An 18,939-nucleotide genomic window follows, 5' to 3' on the forward strand; every position below is an offset into this window, starting at 1 on the left:
AGCTGGAAAATTTCAGCCTGCTCCAACATCCAACAATCTCAATTATTATAAATATTACAAAACAATAATAACCTTACAACTTTCAAACTTTACAACTATAATAACATATGAAAATAGCCATGCTTGGTTCGGGTTTTATAGCCCGCTTTTATGCTGATTCGCTTGCAGCACAGCGCAGAAAGGATACTTTACACAGCGTTTATTCCCGTAGTTCGGAGAGAGCCGAAAAATTTGCCAAAGATTATGGTCTGCCACACCATAGCAACAATATGGCAGAGGTTATAGAGCATCCTGAAGTAGATGTGGTAGTGATCGCATTATCAAATGATCTGCACCTTGCTGCTATTGAAGCCTGTGCCAAAGCCGGCAAGCATGTGCTTTGTACCAAACCTTTAGGCAGAACAGGCGAAGAAGCAAAAAAGATGATGGAACTGGTTGAAAAAGCCGGTATCATGGGTGGTTATTTGGAGGATCTTTGCTATACTCCAAAGTTTTTAAAATCGCTAAACAGCGTAAAAGCAGGCAGTATAGGTCGGGTACTGTGGGCAAAGTCAAGGGAAACTCACCCTGGCCCGCACAGTGACTGGTTCTGGAACATAGAGCAATCAGGTGGCGGTGCCATTGTTGATCTTGGTTGCCATTGTATTGAAATATCAAGAAACTTTATTGGTAAAGATGTAAAACCTGTAGAAGTAATGTGCTGGGCCGCTACACAAGTACACCCTATTGCTGCTGAGGATCATGCTATCGGTTTGGTAAAGTATGCTAACGGTGTGATCGGCCAGTTTGAAGTAAGCTGGTGTTTCCGCGGCGGCATGGACCTGCGCGATGAGGTAATGGGTAGCGAAGGAACAATATGGCTCAATAATTTCCTGCGCACCGGCTTTGAGATGTTCACCACTGGTAAAGGCACCAATTATGTAGCTGAAAAGGCTGAATCAATCAGTGGATGGCTGTTCCCTGTTGGCGATGAAGTGCACGAATTAGGTTATAGCCATATGTTTACAGATATGTTTGAGTCCATCGAGCAAAAACGTGAACCGCTGGAAAGCTTTTACGACGGATATGTTGTTAACTGCATTATCGATGCAGCCTATAAATCAGCCAAATCACGCAACTGGGAACCCGTGCAACTGGATGTATGGCGAGGGAGGACTGATATCACTGAAGGGCACGCTTTTACCTCGTATGATGATGATTACTACCTGATCAAAGAGGAGATCCTGCCAAACGGTGAGAAAAAATTGATCCTGAAGCATAAAACGACTGGTGAGGTTGTGCGCAGGGATTTGTGATTTATTTAGTTGATTGGTTAGATTAAGTTGGACTAGGTTGATTAAGTTAGAACAACTCATTCAACTTAATCAACCACTCACTTAATCAACTAACACGTTTCCCATGCAACAGCATATTAATAGCATCGTCCAATGAACCTGCCGGGATCACTTCACCTGAGTTGACAAAATAGATCTCGTCAGCATTCTCAATCGTATTCAAACGGTGTGCTATAATTACTCTTGTGGTAGTTTCTGGTAATTTTTTCAGGATATCGCTGAGTAATTGTTCTGTAATAGTATCAATGTTTGCTGTCGCTTCGTCCAGTATCAGTATTTCAGGGTTACGCAATACCGCACGCATAAACGCGATCAACTGTTTTTGTCCATGGCTGATACTGTCGCCGCTGGATAAAACCTTAGTCTCTAACCCGCTTTCAAATATGGCCAGCAGGCTTTCAAGATTGGCTGTTTTAATAACCTCTTCTAACTGATCGTTGCTAAAATTCTTGTACAGTTCATTACCATAAAGGATATTCTCTTTCACTGTCCCGGTAAATAAAAATGGTTCCTGCAATATAAAGCCGATTTTTTGTGTACGGTCTTCGGGTTGATAAGAACGAATGTCTTTCCCATCCAAAAACACAGTTCCTTTTGTAGGATCATACAAACGGGCAATTATTGATGCCGTAGTTGTTTTACCACCACCTGTTGGCCCAACCAAAGCATATGTTTTACCGCGTTCGAGTTTAAAGTTGATATTATGTAATATCTCACTACCACCCGGATACGCAAAATGTACATTTCTGAATTCCAGGAGCGAAGCAGATGGTTCTGCAACTTGCTCTTTTACTGTTACCAGGTTTGTTTCAAGTGATAATATTTGCGATATCCTATCCCATCCCGCCATAGCTGTTTGGAAACTTGCCCATAAGGTAGCTAACTGCCTTAAAGGGTTATAAAAGCTATTGGCGTAAGATAAATAACTCACCAATAAGCCAACGGTAAAATTACCAATAGATATTAAATAAATACCGTAAGCCAATACTACTAGTTGGGCAGCACTAGAAAGTAGACTATATACCGGTAAAAAGATATTATTGGCTATGCCTGCGTTTATAGAAGTGGCGTAATTGTCTTTATTCGCACCATCAAAACGTTTTCTAAAATAATCCCTGCGGTTAAAAGCGATGATTACCTTAAAGTTATTCAGGCTTTCCTGTATTTCGGCGCTCATCCCTCCTACACTTTTTAAATTGGCCGCATTCTTTCTTTTTACCCAGGGAGAAAATATTTTGGTGAAAATCCATGCTAGTGCTGCAGGTATAAGCGTAGCAGCCCCTAATTTCAGGTTAATGCTTAACAAAAATATTCCCGCACCAATCATAATGGCAATACTGCCCACAAATTGCATCAGCGATTGGCTGAAAAAAGTGTTCAGTTTATCAGTATCATTATTCACCCGTGATATCAAATCACCCGCCTTGTTCTGGTTAAAGAATGCCACTGGTAATTGTTGCAGTTTGTTGAATATAGCATTACGCAAAGTATACAACATACGCTGACCTACGCCACCCATCATTTTGGTTTGCAGGTAACTGGCAACAAGACCACATACATACATCCCCAGCAAAATGCCCGAATAAACCAATACGCCATGGTAATTACCCGGAATAACGAATTTATCTATCGCATGCCCTATCAAAAGCGGACCAAATAAGTTTACCGATGCATTGATCAATATAGCTATCAATGCCAGCCAAAGATTTCTCTTCTCATGCGCGATCAAAGCCAGCAGCCTTTTCAAAGCTGCCAGGGTTGATGTTTTTTCCTGTTGCTCCGAAAACTTATTTAGATCGTAATTCATAATTGCTGGTACTTTGTTGCGAGTTAAAAATCTGTACGTAATCGGTGCTGGTATGCATTAATTCGTCGTGCTTGCCGGTGGCCACAATTTCGCCTTCCATTAATAATATAATCTGGTCATATTGCTCTACCGAAGCTATTTTTTGTGTAACCGAGATCAGTGTTAATCCCGGATAGTTCTTTTGTACATTTTCAAGTATCTTCTTTTCGGTATTATTATCAACCCGTGCTGTAAAATCATCCAGCAATAAAACTCTTGGGTTTACTGCCAATGCCCTTGCAAGCATTATCCGCTGTTTTTGTCCTCCTGAAAGACTTGATCCGCGTTCGGAAACTATAGTACTCAACTTGTTTGGTAAGGAATCAATAAAATCACGTAACTCGGCAGTGTCAATTGCCTTTTCGAGTGATTCGTCCGTTACCGTATCGCTGAAAGCGATATTCTCGCGTATGCTCATATTAAAGATGATGCTATCCTGGAAAACAAAACCCACCTGGCTGTGAAAGGATTCGCTATTATAATCGTCGATGCTTCTGTCGTCAAATAGTATCTCTCCCGAATTGGATTTTATCAATCCTGTAAGCAAATACAACAACTGCGTTTTGCCAGCCGCTGTCGGGCCAATAACGGCAATCTTTGAACCTGCTTTAACTGAAAAAGAAATATCCTTTAATGCGGGTTTCTGTCCATAGATCACGTTTACATCCTTCAATTCAATATCACCGCGCAATGGCTCTATTACTGTGCCTGTTTCCGGCGAATCTGGGGCATCCAGTACAACATAAATACGTTCGAAAGAAGCCGTGGCCTGTGCTATAATATTGCTCATGAAACCAATCACCAAAATTGGAAATATAAGCAGCACCAGGTAACTGTTAAAGGCGGCAAAATCACCAAGCGACAGAGTTTTGTTTATGACAAAATGCCCGCCTAATGCTAATATGCTCAACATAGCCATGTTAGCTGTAAAGGTGATCACCGGGATAAGTCCGGCAAAAAGGCGCAGAATAGAAAGGCCATAATCCCGGGCTTTGGTATTGGCCTTTAAAAACTTATCGAACTCCAGTTGTTGCGAGTTAATTACCCTTATCAAAGCTGAGCCTAAAATACTTTCATTGATCACTTTATTCAACCAGTCAATAACCGCCCTGCTCTCTTTAAATAACGCCCTTACTTTTTTCAACACAACCGCAAACGTAATTCCGATTATAGGAATGATTGCGATCACGCACAGGGCCAGTTTCCAGTTGATGGTAAGCAGCATAATGCTCGAACCAATAATAACAAACACTGATGATACAATAGAAACCAGTGCTTGTGATACAAAAAGTTTTATCGAATCCGTATCGGCAGTTAAATTGGTTAGCAATTTTGACGGATTTGCCTGTTCAATAAAAACACTGCTTTGCCTTGATATTTTATCTGATAGCCTGGTACGCAGGTCTCGTGCCACTCGTTCAGAAGTATAAGTCTGAATGATGCTCTGCACCCATGAACAAACAAATATGAATAATATGGCAGCAGAAAATTTAATTAAGGTGGGATTTACATCATAATGTATCCTCGTCGTCAAGCTACGGATGTAATCATCAATACCGTGCGAAATTATTTTTGGCAGCCACAAACTTGCGCTATTACTAAAAATGGCAAACAGGATCAATAAAAACACCAATCCGTTATATGGTTTAAGCAGGCTAAAAATACCGGGCTTCTTATCTTGAGGCTTATTCTTTTCTGGCATATCAGGGTTTGATTATGTCGTATTTTGGTTAGGTAAAAATAATAAAGCTTTGTTACGACGGCGGTATCAAAAATTATAATTCCATCATTGCCGTCAAATTTGTAGACGAACAACAAGGAAAAACATTTTAAAAAAATTATAATTTCTAAAAAAGCTAATATCGTCTAATTACCCTGTGCTAGTTTAAAGATTGTAAATTGATGATGAGCCTCATGCAACAGGAAAAATTCTGTCCACTGTGTAACGGTCAGCGTTCCATACCGTAGATGAGTGCCTGTCCGCCCAAGTTTCTGTTCTGATAAATTAGTGATCAATTGATAAAGTTGTTCCCTGTCTTCATTTAACCTGGTAAGCAAATCTTTTATATCCCATTCCCGCCACGCTAAAAAAACCGGATCATCATCAGCCCTGTAAGGATTGAAGGTTGGCTTATCTTTTTCGAGGATAGTGTTTATGCGGTTAATAAATATTGGCTGATAAACGGCAAGGTGGGCAATATTATCATGAATATTCCATTTGCCGGGTTCCGGCCGATAGCTTAATTTATTGTTATCCAGATCAGTAATTAATATAGCAAGCGAAGTATGCTGATCCTTTAGCCGGCTTTTTAATGAAGGATATAGCATTAATGTGATGTTCTATGCCTTACTTTCCTGGTATTTGTAATGCAACTGTTTTAACGTTTCCTCTGATGCAGAATCCGAAGAAACCCCATATCCCGAAACCAGCAATCCTTTTAAACCAGATTTGGATACTAATGCGTAAACAGTAGCTTCATCGGCAGGATCAGAAGCCCCTTCATAACGATAAAGATCAGCAATTTCAAAATCGTCAGCAGGGTAATCTTTACCATCAGCTGTCAGTTTATCCTTCTTCAGATCAAAATCTAAAGTATAACCTTGTTTATGGAGCTGTGTTATTGCCTCAGTAATAGTGGCATAATGAAATTGCTGTTTCATGGTATTTGTGAGTTTAACTATAACTACAATATAAGGCCAAAATTAGCAAAAAACTACCCTATTATCCTTAAAATTTCATTTACAATGTAGCGTCTTATACCCCCGATGCGTAATGTACTTATATAAATAACAACAAAATATCTTCATTTATGAAAATCTACAAGAACACTTCAGGAAAATGGATGGCCAGACTATGTGCGGTGTGTTTGCTATCTACCTTATTATCATCATGCTTAAAAAGCAGTAACAGTTATTATGCCCCGCCTGTCGCATTTGTTTCTTTCATCCAGGCATCACCCAATCAACCGGCGCTGGATTTTTACATGAACGGCAATAAAGTAAACACAGGCCCTGTCAACTATGGTGATTACATCGATTATTTCAGAGCGTATACAGGACAGCGGACAGTGAATTTTTACGCCCAGGGGAGTACCAATAAACTCTTTTCTGACACGGTGACTCTGAATACTAATGTTGCTTATTCCTTGTTCCTTACCAATGCATCATCAACATCGGCAAGCCCGGCAATTCTTTTACTGACTGATTCTATAAGCAAACCAGCGACAGGAAAAGCCAGCATCCGTTTTGTCAATATTAGTCCCGATGCTCCCGCTGTTGATCTGGCGGTAAAGGATAGTGCCGCTTTTGTATCGAACAAGGCATTTAAAGGATACTCTTCGTTTTTACCAATGCAGGGAGGCAAAACCTACACATTTAATGTTCTTCAGCATGGAACAAGCACAGTTTTAGCTACGCTTTCCAACGTACCCATTAATACTGGACTGGTTTATACCATTTGGTTTCACGGACTTGCCAGTTCTTCAAATACAAACGACAAACCAGCAGTTGGCATCATCACTAACGCCTATTATTATTAAGACGAAATAGGTTAAGCTTTAAAAGAGGCCGTATCATAAATCAAATGGTGCGGCCTCTTTATTTTGCAGCTGATTCATCAGTTTGCATACAATGTTTTATTGGTTTGTCACTTCACGAATGGATATTGCGGTAAAAAGGGGCGAAAAAAGGCTTTTCAGGCTGCCTTTTTTCTTAGATTTTGTGCAATTGCAACTAATCCCCATTCTATTTCAACCTTCGCCTGACCACGGAGAAGGAATCTTCTGAACCCATGGTTTTGTTTGATATTTCCGAAAGTTGGCTCTACGTCAAAGCAACGCTTTCTTTCGCCGCTGTATGCCTTGTTCACTGTTTAACAATTCATAGGCTTTTTGTTTCAGCCGGTTCAGGTTTTCATTAACTTCAACGATCCGGTTACCTTTTGACTTATGACAGGCACCGTTCAGCGGACAGTTGGCACAATTGCCGGCCTGGTATCTTTTTACAGTCTGTTCAAATCCCGTGCTGGTTTTCCTGGTGCCGGTACCGGTGAAGTGCATCTGCTGCCCCATCGGGCAGATGTAACAGTCTTTTTCCTGATCATAAAAAAGCTTATTGGCGGCAAAAGGGTGCTTGCTGTTGTGGTGCTCATTTTGCTCTTTATCGAACATGCCATACTTTACAAAAGCAATGGTCCCCTTTTCTTCAAGCAGGGTATAGTTTTCTTCAGAGCCATACCCGGCATCGGCAATAAGTACAACAGGTGCTTTGCCAAAGCTGGCCTCGTGCTGTTCCAAATGGGCCTTCAGGGTGTTCGTATCTGTGGCATTGGAATGAATGGTATAGTTAACGATGAACTGATTAGAGGTAGAGATCTGGACATTGTAGCCCGGTTTTAACTGCCCGTTTTTCATATGATCCTCTTTCATGCGCATGAAGGTAGCATCCGGGTCTGTCTTGCTGTAGCTGTTCCTTTCTTTCAGGATAGCTTCCTGCTGTTCATATTTAACGATGTTTACAGGGTAGTGTTTGGTGACATATTTCAGCCTGGATTTGATCTTCTTGTCGATGTTCTCTTTGCCGGACAGCTTTTCATTTAGCTGATCAACGGTCGCCTTTACCTTGCTGCTGTCGATCGTCGTAAAGTCTGGCGGATCAGGCATTTTGTCTTCGTCCGAGGCTACCTGCTGGGCATACTGCCAAATTTCGGTCAGCTGCTTTTTCATCTTTTCCTTGTTTGTCCCGATAGATTTCTTCCAGACAAAGGTATATTTATTGGCACTCGCTTCGATCTTCGTCCCATCCGTATTGACCTCCTCAATACTCAGCAGGCCTTCCTCTGCCAGCAGTTTGACCACATCCTCAAATACACTGCGAAGCGCATTTTTTAGCCGGACACCTCTAAACCTGTTGATGGTATTATGGTCAGGATAGCTCATCGAACTTAACCACATAAAATACACGCTCTCTTTACAGGCAGCAGCCAGCTTACGGCTGGAATAGGTATTGGTCACATAGCCATAAACCAGCACCTTGAGCAACATCTGCGGATGATAGCTGGAACTGCCTCTAATATGATATGCTTTTAATAAAGGTTCGAGATTGAGCTTGTTAATCACCTCATTTACAACCCGGACAGGGTGTGAGGCCGGAATCAGTTCCTCCAGCGTGGGTGGTATCGCAAGGATTTGTTGCTGATCATAAGGCTTGAAAACTGGTCGATTTGTTGCCATATTTCATATATTTATTATACATAAATATATGAAAATCAGATCATTAAAACAAATAATCGCCATAAAAATGTAAAATAAATTACCTTTCGCCGACCTGTGCTAAACTTCGAAATTACTGCAAAATTAAAAGAGGCTGATCATGATTTATGATACAGCCTCCTTTTTCATTTTGATAAAATCATATCATTATGATTGCTTTGGGGTTGGCGTAGAAATTTCAGTCATATCATATTTTTAAATTATGTCAGACAAGCGTGTCATAAACAGAATTATTCGTTCTCATTTTTCAAAAGCAACATTTTAGCGGACTGCTATCAAAACCATAGTTGTGTTCTCATTTTGATAAAACTATGCTATTAAAATGAGAAGACTTGCAAAAAATACATCCTTTAGAAACATTATATAGATGGTGTAAATACTACAATATCAGTCATTTATAAAACATTTTTTATCTGATTCCGTACAACTGGCAACAAAATTGCTTCTTAAAGGTTAATCTTAAATAATTAACATGACAACGATATACCTGGTACTTGAAATAAGTGCTTTACTATTGGCCATAGTGCTTCCATTAGCCGGGCCAAAGAAAAAGAAAAACAAAAAAGCAGCTCCTATTGAATTTAGTGAGTGGGCTATAGATGAGGACGGTTCTCTTCAGAAATTTGTTAAAGAAGAACACGATCATCACCCTGTAAGATAATCTATTCGTAAACATCTTTTAACTGATCGAAAGCCTCTCTTAAAGTGAGGCTTTTTTATTTGGGCACCGACCTATTTTGCCGGTTTAAAATCCTGGTTTACTACCGGAAGTGCGTTAGGTATAGTTATCACATTGAACTCGTGATTGTTACTTTTATGACAGTTATTGCAATTGTTGGTTAATTCAATAAAACCCTTTTTGAACGATTGGATATCCTTTTGCTTTATTGCTTCATTAATACTCTTTATAGCAGGATCTATCACACCAATACTTTTTACTTCGGGCCTGTCGGTACAGTATTTTTTGATATCGTCTAACGTTTCACCTATTTCGTGTACCTCAAAATCGGCAAGCTTCCAATTTTGATTAGTCCCGGCAAACCAGAGTTTAGCATGATGTAACTGAATGCCCAACATAAATTCGCCAAGACCTGGCTTATAAATATCATTCAGTTTTTTCTGAAGGCTGTCAACCTGAACTTGCAATTGCTGATTAGCATTGTTTTGACCACATCCAGCGAAAATGATAAGTAATAAAAAAACAAATAAGATCTTCATATTATTAAGGGGGTTAAGATTTCATTTCTTTTTAACTATTTTCCAAATGGAGGCAAACCGTTTAACTGACGATACAGCGGCATATCGGGACGGGCTTGCATCGATTGATGAAAATTTGTACAATAATAAACCTGCAAATGCAATTCGACGATACCGTGGCGTACTATTTCAATATCTGGCAATTGCTTTACCGAATCAAAATATGATTTTACATCTGCATCGACACTTGGCTGATTATCCTGGACGATAATGATAGCATCTTGTCCTAACAAGGTTTTAGGGTCAACCAGGAAAGCCAGGTTGCGCGGATCATTACTAAAACAAATAACCTCTTTTTTACCTTTTAGCGCCCAGTCTTCTTTTCCGGTCAGCCACCAGCGGGTACTACCCGCGAATATCTTTTTATTCTGCAGCCAGCCCTCCTTTTCAAAACGTGTCATGATGTCATCGTAGTCGATCCCTTGTATAGTTGGATCTACATTATCACCATGAAATGTATGCACTACCCATTTGGGACCATAAGATTGCCAAAAACCGGTAACCATGTGAATGCTCAAAACCCCGATAGTGATCACCGTAAAACAAGCTGAAAACCGGAGCCAGCGCCTGGTACCACGCCCTGCTAGTCCGCCTTCACTTATCTTCTTGTCAATGGCAAACCCTAATGGTATAAAAAGCATCATGTATCCTGGCGCCTGCCAGTGAAAGTGATATTGCAGATCGGCCCATAAAGTAACAATGGTAAAGAATACAATGGGCAATATGGAAAGCCAAAATGAAAAGCTATAAGCTTTTGAAGTTAGTCGATTTTTAAACGACCTGAAAAGTTCGCGAACGGTAGGTATCCATATCCACGGCAATAGCCATACCGATTGCAGCAGTATACTCCGTAAAAACCAATCAATATGCAGTTGAAATTTACTACCTGTACCGGCACGTGAGCCCTGAAAAACAAAGGACGCCCAGTTGTTATTATAGTTCCACCATAATACCGGGGTTGCAAAAATAATAGTAATTAGTATCGCCACATATGGGCCCGGGTGCCAGAGCCAATGTCTTTGATCTTTATTGGTACCTATAAATAAAAATACCCCGGCAAAAATAAATAGCACATGATATTTACTTAAAGTTGCAAGGCCCAGACAAACACCTGTCATGATCCATAATAGCCAGGTACGGCGACTGTTTCTGATTTCCTGCAGACTTTCGTTTTCCCGACCAAACATCAGTTGAACGATGAAATAGGCACTCGCCAGCCAAAAGAACATTAACGGTGCATCAGGCTGGAACCAACAGGCTATAGCAACTGTAAATACAGCGCTTAAATTCATCACAACAACTGCCCAGAAACCTGCTTTTGCTGTAAATAGCTTTTTAGTGATCAAAAATAAAAACCAACTTGTCCCAGCAAAGAGTACCACTGCCGGGAACCTTAAACCTAACTTAGTTAGTCCGAATATTTTTATGGTGATTCCGCTTAACCAGAAGAATAATGGCGGCTGATCGAAATAGCTTAGTTCAAGATGTACAGCACCCCGAAAATAATAGGCTTCGCCTATGCCCAGCCCGGTGTATGCAGCAATAAAAATACGTAATACAAAGGTGATTAGGATCAATGCGATGGTGTAGGAGGCCGCATTAACTTCGGTTAGTTTCTTCATTTTTAGTAGCAGGGTATTTTCCCGGTCTGCAAAGTGAGCAATTCTTTAAAAGAATTACGAATTATTTGCACACTTTTTTAAAAATGATGATCACTTACAACATAGCACAAAAGAAGCACTGTAAACTTATTGAGCTTAACAGATGTTACAGACTGCTCAATTATTCTTATACAGATGGCTCATCATCAATAACTTGATGTGACGAATATCTGGCAATTGCTTATTTACCTGTTTTGCTTTATCATCCCAATAGCGTAAACGTAAAAACACATCGGCATCAGGGTTAAGTTCAAATTTTGCAGCTTCTTTGATAGTCATTGGGCCACCATGCAATTCAAGTGTTAATTTGTCGGCATCCGAAAGATGATCGTAATATTCAGGATATTTATAGCTAAGGTATCTTTGAGCTATTACATTGCTTTCAACTAAACTGGCTATTCTCTCAGAAAAACCACGCTCGCGAAGGAAATCGGCACCTAATCTTTCCTGGTCAATATTATCAGGATCAAACTTACTCTTTGTCTTTTCGTCCATCGTAAACAAATACCCGATATTATGAAAAAATGCGGCCAATATTACTTCATCTTCAAACCCCTCTTCTTCGGCCAACGCAGCAGCTTGGGATACGTGCTCTAAATTCAATACAGGCTCAATTGTTTGATCATTTTTTTCATGTTTTTCATACAAGGCAAACACTTCATTAATGATGGTTTCTGGTTTTAAAACTGATACATTCATAAATTTTAGCTTTATACAAATAAAGGAATCAGATATTATTATACTATTAAGACAACATGATGTAATCGCAATAGTTTCTTAATGTTGATAAATTATATAACATACAGGTAACACTTAATAAAAACTTAACATGAGCTTAATGGTTGCATAATTACCTTTGAATATTTATAAAATTCGGATGAAAATACTTTACGCCATACAAGGAACAGGTAACGGGCATCTAAGCAGATCAATGGATATTGTTCCTTTGTTAAAAGAAATGGCTGACGTGGATGTACTTGTAAGTGGTACCCAGGGTGATCTTACCCTTCCTTTCCCGGTAAAATACAAGTTCAACGGCTTTGGTTTCATCTTTGGAAAGTCAGGTGGTGTGGATCTGTGGAAATCATTTTACAAATCCAGGTTCCGTAATTTTATTAAAGAGATCAACAAAGTGCCCGTTGAGGAATATGATTTAGTGATCAATGATTTTGAGCCGGTATCCGCATGGGCATGTTATTTAAAGAATAAGTCCTGCATTGGGTTAAGTCACCAGGCGGCGGTACTATCAGATTCGGCTCCCAAGCCTGAAGATTCTGATATGGTGGGCAAACTTATCCTTAAAAATTACGCACCTGTAACCGTACAATACGGCTTCCATTTTAAAAGTTTTGATGAGAATACCTTCACCCCGGTAATTCGTAAACAAGTAAGGGAACAAAAAATAACATTTAAGGGCCATTATACAGTTTACCTGCCTGCTTATGATGACAGCAGATTGATTAAAAGACTGTCAGAATTTAAAGATGTGGAATGGGATGTATTTTCGAAACACAATAAAAAAGTACTGAAGCATAAGAATGTCTCTATTCAGCCTATAAATAACGAGAAATTTATAAAAAGCATGGCGCAATCGGCGGGCGTACTTTGCGGTGCAGGCTTTGAAACGCCGGCTGAGGCATTATTTCTGAAGAAAAAGGTACTGGTAATCCCTATGAAGAGCCAGTATGAACAGCACCTGAATGCTGCAGCTTTAAAATCCATGGGCGTTCCGGTAATAAAAAGCCTCAAACCCAAACATGATGAAACCATCATGAACTGGATAGATAATGGAAAAGTTATCGGTGTGAATTATCCGGACAATACACGGGAAATTTTAGAACGGATTTTAGAAAAGCATTCTCAACCATCGCTTTCTTTACTAAGCGCTACTAAGGTGTAATTTTTATGTACATTTGACCATATAACCCTATAAAACGATATGGCACAAAAAGTAATTACAGTGAATATTAATGTTTATGAGCAAACCGTAAACAACCGCCATTCTGCATACGAAATAAAAGACGTAAACAAATACCTGGACGAAGGCTGGACCATTAAAGAATGCATACACAGTGCTACTTCTGCACCTAATTGGACAAATATTACCTTTATACTCGAAAAATTATAACATTTCATCCTTAGAAAGGAAATTATCCTTTTAAAAATGCTTTTTATCTAAAAATAAGAGGCATTTTTCTATTTATTCGTTTTATATTATAAAATATAGCCTATTTTATTAACTGACTCAAAGATAATTGGGAAAAATTAACTATTTATCTATTTTATTTTTTACAATTTTATTTTTTCTCGAAAGAAATTAGTGATTTTGTAACATAATTGCTACTTTTATGAAATGAGGATAAAATATAGCGTAATATTTTCCTTACTTTTCTTTTTATCCACTGCTTTTGTAGGCAATAGCAGAAGTATTGCCCCTGCAAAAACATTTAATCACCTAAAAAGATCTCCAAGTAGTATATCAAAGAGCAATAACAGCAGTTATTCGCTCATTGTAAATCCTATTGAGTCAATACCGGTTCTTACTCTACAGGTTCATAAAACAGTTCATTGCGTTCAGGCGATATTTTGCACACTTAATGATTATGTAGTATGCCTTAAATGCTATAATTTTTTCTCCGGAAGCGGGCACAAACAATTTTCCAGTTGCCAAAAAAATCTCCTGTTTCCCTTTCATACCTTTTGGTAAAATTTAAGAGGGATGCCAATCATTTATTATTCAAAGATCATCTTACTGCTTATTTACCTGTGAGTTGAGTTTCCTTTGGTGATAGTTCCATTATTGCATCTCTTCTATTTTTCTAGTTAGGTTCAACTCAATCAAATTAAAAATGAGTTCGTCTGCCATTATCATTTGAGATCAAATGATGATACTGAATAGCTATAGCGTTTTGCAGCCGGTTCATTGCATTTAAACAATTAACAAAATGAAAAAAATCATACCATTCGCCATACTTATTATTGTAGTGATACTCGCCCTTGTTTATCCTTCCACAGAAACTGTAAATATACCCGGTAATAAGATTGACAGCGGAGATACCGCCTGGTTATTAACCGCAACCGCCCTGGTTTTACTAATGACACCCGGTCTGGCTTTTTTTTATGGTGGCATGGTGAGCAAAAAGAATGTGCTTTCAACCATGATGCAAAGCTTTGTGTGTATGGGCATTATTACCATTATCTGGGTGATATTTGGATTTAGTCTTGCTTTCGGCGATTCACTATATGGCATAATCGGAAACCCTTCTACATTTTTCATGATGAAAGGCATGCTTGGTAACGCTACATGGAAACTTGGGCCAACCGTACCATTGGTATTATTTGCCATGTTCCAGTTGAAGTTTGCAGTTATCACACCCGCACTCATTACAGGGGCTTTCGCTGAGCGGATACGATTTAATTCATACATTATCTTTTTATGCCTGTTTTTAATATTTATTTATGCCCCGCTGGCCCATTCAACCTGGCACCCTGATGGTTTGATGTTTAAATTAGGAGTTCTGGATTTTGCCGGTGGTACAGTCGTACACATGTCTGCTGGCTGGGCCGCATTAGCGTCAGCATTATACTTGAAACAACGAAAAACCATTAGCCATTCACCAGCTCGTATCAGTTACATTTTATTAGGTACCGGATTGCTTTGGTTTGGCTGGTTCGGTTTTAATGCCGGTTCAGCGCTGGGTTCAGGCGCACTGGCGGCTACGGCTTTGGCCACCACGACCACTGCTTCAGCAGCCGCAGCTATGTCATGGGTGTTCTTTGAAATGGCAAGGGGCAAAAAACCTTCAGTAATGGGTGCATGTATAGGTGCTGTGGTAGGGCTTGTGGCGATAACCCCTGCAGCAGGATACGTTACCATACCAAGCTCATTGATCATTGGTATTGTAGCCGCCGTAGTAAGTAATTTGGTGGTTGCATGGCGTAGCCGTACATCAATAGATGATACACTGGATGTTTTCCCATGCCACGGTGTTGGTGGTATGGTAGGTATGCTTTTAACGGGCGTTTTTGCCCACCAAAACGTTAATGCCGGCAATACAACCGGGAACGGTTTATTTTACGGTGAAACACATTTGTTTTTTGTACATCTGATAGCGCTTGCAGCAGTTTCTGTTTTCGCATTTTTTGGATCATACATACTTTTAAAGGTAACTGATTTAATTAGTCCGTTAAGGGTATCTGAAGAAGATGAAATTGCGGGTCTCGATGTGAGCCAGCATGGCGAAACTATGTAGACTTTTTTTAATCAGCCTATTGTTCAATCTTTATCAAATCAATTTATAAAGCAAAAACGAAAGGTTTGATTGATATGACTTTCATTATTGCAATTTAAATGATATGACATATTATCAATATGTCTGGTAAAGGCCATCATAATAGGAAGGCTGCCTGTAAAAAGGCAGCCTTTATTATATCATCAGCACTGAAAAGCTTGTGTCATTTTCCGATATTTGACTAAAGATGGATACTACTGCTTTAACTGATAACCACCTCTCCAGCCTGATCTCAGAGTTTAAGATCGATGCTCAGATAGCATCTGTTAAACCATTTGGTTCTGGCCACATTAATGATACTTACCGTATTACCAATAACAATCCAAATGGTGTCGATTACCTGTTGCAGCGAGTCAACCATCATGTATTTAGAGATGTGCCTGCATTAATGCAGAACCTCGTGAACGTTACCAATCATTTAAAGCAAATGCTATTAACGATACAAGGTGCAGATATTGAAAAGGAAGTACTTACCATTGTTGAAACAAAAAATAATCAACCCTATTTTAAAGATGAAGATGGCAATTACTGGCGCATATTCCATTTTCTGAAAAATACCCGCTCCTACGACCAGGTTGAAACCGAAAAGCAAGCATTTGAAGGTGGTAAAGCATTCGGACGTTTCCAGACTTTACTTTCAGGTCTGGATACAAGCCTCGTAAAGGATACCATACCCGATTTTCATAATATTGAATCGCGCTTAAGTAAGCTTCTGACTGCAATTGACAAAAATGCAGCTGGCAGATTAAACGAGGTATTGCCCGAGATCGAATTTATCAAAGCCAGGGCAAATAAAATGAATGAAATATTATCCTCAGGCAGAGCGGGTATTTTACCACAGCGGATCGTTCATAACGATACGAAGTTCAACAATGTTTTGCTGGATAATGAAGATAAGGCACAGTGCGTGATCGATTTGGATACAGTTATGGCTGGCTATGTGGCTTATGATTTTGGAGATTCAATACGCACCATCATCAATACTACTGCCGAGGATGAAGCCGACCTTAAGTTGATTGGTTTAAAAATTACATTATTTGAGGCCTATACAAAGGGCTATTTACAAGAGGCGATTGACTTTTTAACCGAGGCTGAGATCAACTCATTATTTAAAGGTGTTTTATTGTTACCATACATACAGGCTGTGCGTTTTTTGACTGATTACCTGGAAGGCGACCATTATTTTAAGATCCATTCTCCAGATCACAACTTGCAACGCACCAAGGCACAATTAGCTTTGGTAAAAAAATTGGAAGAAAACCAGGAAACTCTTCAGCAGATCATCTTAAACACATGGCTAAAATTGAAAAAGCAGTCAGGGTAATTTACTTATATCCACATTGGGTTTTTGTCCGGATAATGATCGTTCAAAAAACACATTGCGTGGCGTATACCGATTAAAAAAGCCGCAGTTTTTAAGATAAAATAAATTTCAGCAACCCTCCGGCGTAATCCTCTTCATAGGTTTAATTCAACTGTGTGCGCGCACACAGTTAATAATTTACTAAAATATAAATGTATTAATTAAAGTCAAATGCACTTTTACCCTTACTTCAAAATCACTTTTGTGGCGCCATAACCGAATTTATCTTTATGCGCATCCATAAATGTCTGTATCCGATTATTCCTGCTTAGGGCCTTATGTATTTCGTGTTTTAATACACCGTTCCCTACCCCGTGAATAAATACAATGTCCGGATACTGATGTACGATAGCTGCGTCTAATGCAGTACGAAAATGATCCATCTGGATATTCAACATCTCGGTACTGCTTAGAAATTGGTGATCATCGCGTAATTTTTCAATATGCAGATCTACTTCCCGTTGAGGCTTTGCGACTGCTAATTTTTCTTCTGCCGGTTTGAAAAAACTTTCCTTCAGTTTTTGGGCGTCGATGATCAATTCGGGTTCATCCAGTTGTATCAGCCAACCTTGCTGATCCAATAAAAGGATTTGCTTTTTAGCGCCCGAAAAGTCTTTAGCATTAAACTTTTCTTCGACTACCAAAGGAGAATTGACAGACATGCTACCTGCATTATAAAACAATACCTGGAATTTAAACTTCGGCCAAAGCTGCAGATCAGCTAATTGCCCTGAGTATATTTTTACAGCCTTTTTTGGTGCGATAATACCTGCATATTCTCCCCGAATTTGTTGCTGCTTCTCGGTAGTCAAAGTGGTCAGCAATTGGTAAGATGTATCATTAACTAAATAAAAATGCACTACAGAACCAGCTTTAGCATCATTAACAACACCCAAATAAACCCCTTTGTCCTGAGTCGGTATATCAGCGGACTTTTGATTAGCTGATGGTTGCTTAGTTTCTGATTGGCCTGCTTCAAAACCATGTACTGTTGTCACTTTGCTTGCCAGTACGGGTATTTCGAAATCGTCATCGCCGGTAACACCGATCATCTGCTCGTCTATGATCCTAGTTACATAACCTTCCATTTTTTCATCAACAAACCGCACAAAATCACCTAATTTATATTTCATTTTCCAAGTATTTATTGCCAAAGATACCTTATAAAAATACCATAGATATTCATTAAACACATTCAGGTATCAAAAACCAATTAACAAACTGATTAAAAGAACTTTAATCGAATTCCTGTGTTGTAGGAGTAAAATTAAAGCCATGATAGCCACTCCGTCCCCTAAGCAAACTTCTAAATCTTTGGATCTTAAGCAATTATTTATTCATCAATTGAACAGGGTAAACTGTACCAAAGGTTATCTTGTCAGAAACCTGCCGTTGCTTATTGAAATAGCGTCATTTAAAACCATGAAGTTGGCCATACAGGAAGATCTGGACGATGTAAAAAAGCAACAGATACGTATTGATGAAATGTATGGGCTTCTCGGCTCAAAACCATCAGATGAAGGCTGTGATGTGATAAAATCAGTAATCGAAGAGGCATTCAACCTGAATAACAACTCCGGTAAATCAACGATTATAAATGATATGGACATCATATTATATATGCAGTTGATTGAAAATATCGAACTATCATCCTTCAGAATGTTAAAAATGATTGCTCAGTTTATGGGGAATGAAGAGGTTACCCAGATGGTAACCGAATGTTTTGATGAGAATGTAGATAACGATAAACTCTTCACACTGATATCGGAAGAGTATCTTGCCAAAAAGACCGACGATTCTAAATAAATCGGTCAATACGACGTAATTACACTAAAAAAGAGAAGCCAAACCTTTCGGCTTGGCTTCAGAAAAGTTATTTAATACCCCTATTAAAATAACTAGTTCAAATTAAGTGA

General features: G+C 39.1%; 16 protein-coding genes and 1 pseudogene. 8 read left to right on the forward strand and 9 right to left on the reverse strand.

Annotated features, from left to right (window positions below; genetic code table 11):
- Window positions 1-107 precede the first annotated feature (107 nt).
- Window positions 108-1,295 (forward strand): Gfo/Idh/MocA family protein, encoded by a 1,188-nt coding sequence (locus ACPPVU_RS17475; protein WP_426667816.1) that lies wholly within the window; start codon window positions 108-110, stop codon window positions 1,293-1,295.
- Window positions 1,296-1,380: 85 nt separating this feature from the next.
- On the opposite strand, the gene ACPPVU_RS17480 is transcribed toward ACPPVU_RS17475, so the two are convergent.
- The 4 genes from ACPPVU_RS17480 to ACPPVU_RS17495 form a co-directional block, all read right to left on the reverse strand.
- Window positions 1,381-3,141, reverse strand: coding sequence for an ABC transporter ATP-binding protein (locus ACPPVU_RS17480; protein ID WP_426667817.1), 1,761 nt, complete (start codon window positions 3,139-3,141; stop codon window positions 1,381-1,383).
- A complete protein-coding gene (locus ACPPVU_RS17485) occupies window positions 3,122-4,882 on the reverse strand; it encodes an ABC transporter ATP-binding protein (protein WP_426667818.1) in 1,761 nt (586 codons plus the stop codon). The genes ACPPVU_RS17480 and ACPPVU_RS17485 overlap by 20 nt, the downstream gene beginning before the upstream one ends.
- A gap of 164 nt (window positions 4,883-5,046) precedes the next feature.
- Window positions 5,047-5,508: a DinB family protein gene (locus tag ACPPVU_RS17490; RefSeq protein ID WP_426667819.1), complete on the reverse strand. Its 462-nt coding sequence runs from the start codon at window positions 5,506-5,508 to the stop codon at window positions 5,047-5,049.
- A 12-nt stretch (window positions 5,509-5,520) separates the two neighbouring features.
- The gene (locus tag ACPPVU_RS17495; RefSeq protein ID WP_426667820.1) at window positions 5,521-5,841 is read right to left on the reverse strand and encodes a phosphoribosylpyrophosphate synthetase; all 321 of its coding nucleotides are present in this window, start codon (window positions 5,839-5,841) and stop codon (window positions 5,521-5,523) included.
- A gap of 149 nt (window positions 5,842-5,990) precedes the next feature.
- Between ACPPVU_RS17495 and ACPPVU_RS17500 the strand changes: the two genes are divergently transcribed.
- Complete coding sequence (locus ACPPVU_RS17500) at window positions 5,991-6,719, forward strand: DUF4397 domain-containing protein (RefSeq protein ID WP_426667821.1); 729 nt, start codon at window positions 5,991-5,993, stop codon at window positions 6,717-6,719.
- A 155-nt stretch (window positions 6,720-6,874) separates the two neighbouring features.
- On the opposite strand, the pseudogene ACPPVU_RS17505 reads toward ACPPVU_RS17500, so the two are convergent.
- Window positions 6,875-8,411 (reverse strand): annotated as a pseudogene (locus ACPPVU_RS17505) (IS1182 family transposase).
- A 511-nt stretch (window positions 8,412-8,922) separates the two neighbouring features.
- On the opposite strand from ACPPVU_RS17505, the gene ACPPVU_RS17510 reads away from it, so the two are divergent.
- Window positions 8,923-9,111, forward strand: coding sequence for a hypothetical protein (locus ACPPVU_RS17510; protein ID WP_426667822.1), 189 nt, complete (start codon window positions 8,923-8,925; stop codon window positions 9,109-9,111).
- A gap of 71 nt (window positions 9,112-9,182) precedes the next feature.
- On the opposite strand, the gene ACPPVU_RS17515 is transcribed toward ACPPVU_RS17510, so the two are convergent.
- The 3 genes from ACPPVU_RS17515 to ACPPVU_RS17525 all read right to left on the reverse strand — a co-directional run bounded on the left by ACPPVU_RS17515 (window position 9,183) and on the right by ACPPVU_RS17525 (window position 12,067).
- Window positions 9,183-9,668, reverse strand: coding sequence for a hypothetical protein (locus ACPPVU_RS17515; protein WP_426667823.1), 486 nt, complete (start codon window positions 9,666-9,668; stop codon window positions 9,183-9,185).
- A 35-nt stretch (window positions 9,669-9,703) separates the two neighbouring features.
- On the reverse strand, window positions 9,704-11,329 hold the full coding sequence (locus tag ACPPVU_RS17520) for an ArnT family glycosyltransferase (RefSeq protein WP_426667824.1): 1,626 nt from the start codon (window positions 11,327-11,329) through the stop codon (window positions 9,704-9,706).
- A gap of 156 nt (window positions 11,330-11,485) precedes the next feature.
- Entirely contained in the window at window positions 11,486-12,067 is a 582-nt protein-coding gene (locus ACPPVU_RS17525) for an HD domain-containing protein (RefSeq protein ID WP_426667825.1), read from the reverse strand.
- A gap of 178 nt (window positions 12,068-12,245) precedes the next feature.
- Between ACPPVU_RS17525 and ACPPVU_RS17530 the strand changes: the two genes are divergently transcribed.
- From ACPPVU_RS17530 to ACPPVU_RS17545, 4 genes are all read left to right on the forward strand, one after another.
- The gene (locus tag ACPPVU_RS17530; protein WP_426667826.1) at window positions 12,246-13,268 is read left to right on the forward strand and encodes a glycosyltransferase family protein; all 1,023 of its coding nucleotides are present in this window, start codon (window positions 12,246-12,248) and stop codon (window positions 13,266-13,268) included.
- Window positions 13,269-13,307: 39 nt separating this feature from the next.
- Window positions 13,308-13,496 (forward strand): hypothetical protein, encoded by a 189-nt coding sequence (locus tag ACPPVU_RS17535; protein WP_426667827.1) that lies wholly within the window; start codon window positions 13,308-13,310, stop codon window positions 13,494-13,496.
- 817 nt (window positions 13,497-14,313) lie between these two features.
- On the forward strand, window positions 14,314-15,621 hold the full coding sequence (locus ACPPVU_RS17540) for an ammonium transporter (RefSeq protein ID WP_426667828.1): 1,308 nt from the start codon (window positions 14,314-14,316) through the stop codon (window positions 15,619-15,621).
- Between the two features lie 226 nt (window positions 15,622-15,847).
- The gene (locus tag ACPPVU_RS17545; protein ID WP_426667829.1) at window positions 15,848-16,984 is read left to right on the forward strand and encodes a phosphotransferase enzyme family protein; all 1,137 of its coding nucleotides are present in this window, start codon (window positions 15,848-15,850) and stop codon (window positions 16,982-16,984) included.
- Between the two features lie 224 nt (window positions 16,985-17,208).
- On the opposite strand, the gene ACPPVU_RS17550 is transcribed toward ACPPVU_RS17545, so the two are convergent.
- Window positions 17,209-18,156, reverse strand: a complete 948-nt coding sequence (locus ACPPVU_RS17550; RefSeq protein ID WP_426667830.1) for a DUF2027 domain-containing protein — start codon at window positions 18,154-18,156, stop codon at window positions 17,209-17,211.
- A 142-nt stretch (window positions 18,157-18,298) separates the two neighbouring features.
- Here ACPPVU_RS17550 and ACPPVU_RS17555 point away from each other — a divergent pair, with 142 nt between their 5' ends.
- A complete protein-coding gene (locus tag ACPPVU_RS17555; RefSeq protein WP_426667832.1) occupies window positions 18,299-18,829 on the forward strand; it encodes a DUF892 family protein in 531 nt (176 codons plus the stop codon).
- Window positions 18,830-18,939: the final 110 nt, after the last annotated feature.

This window comes from Mucilaginibacter sp. McL0603 (genome assembly GCF_049992945.1).
Classification (GTDB): Bacteria; Bacteroidota; Bacteroidia; order Sphingobacteriales; family Sphingobacteriaceae; genus Mucilaginibacter.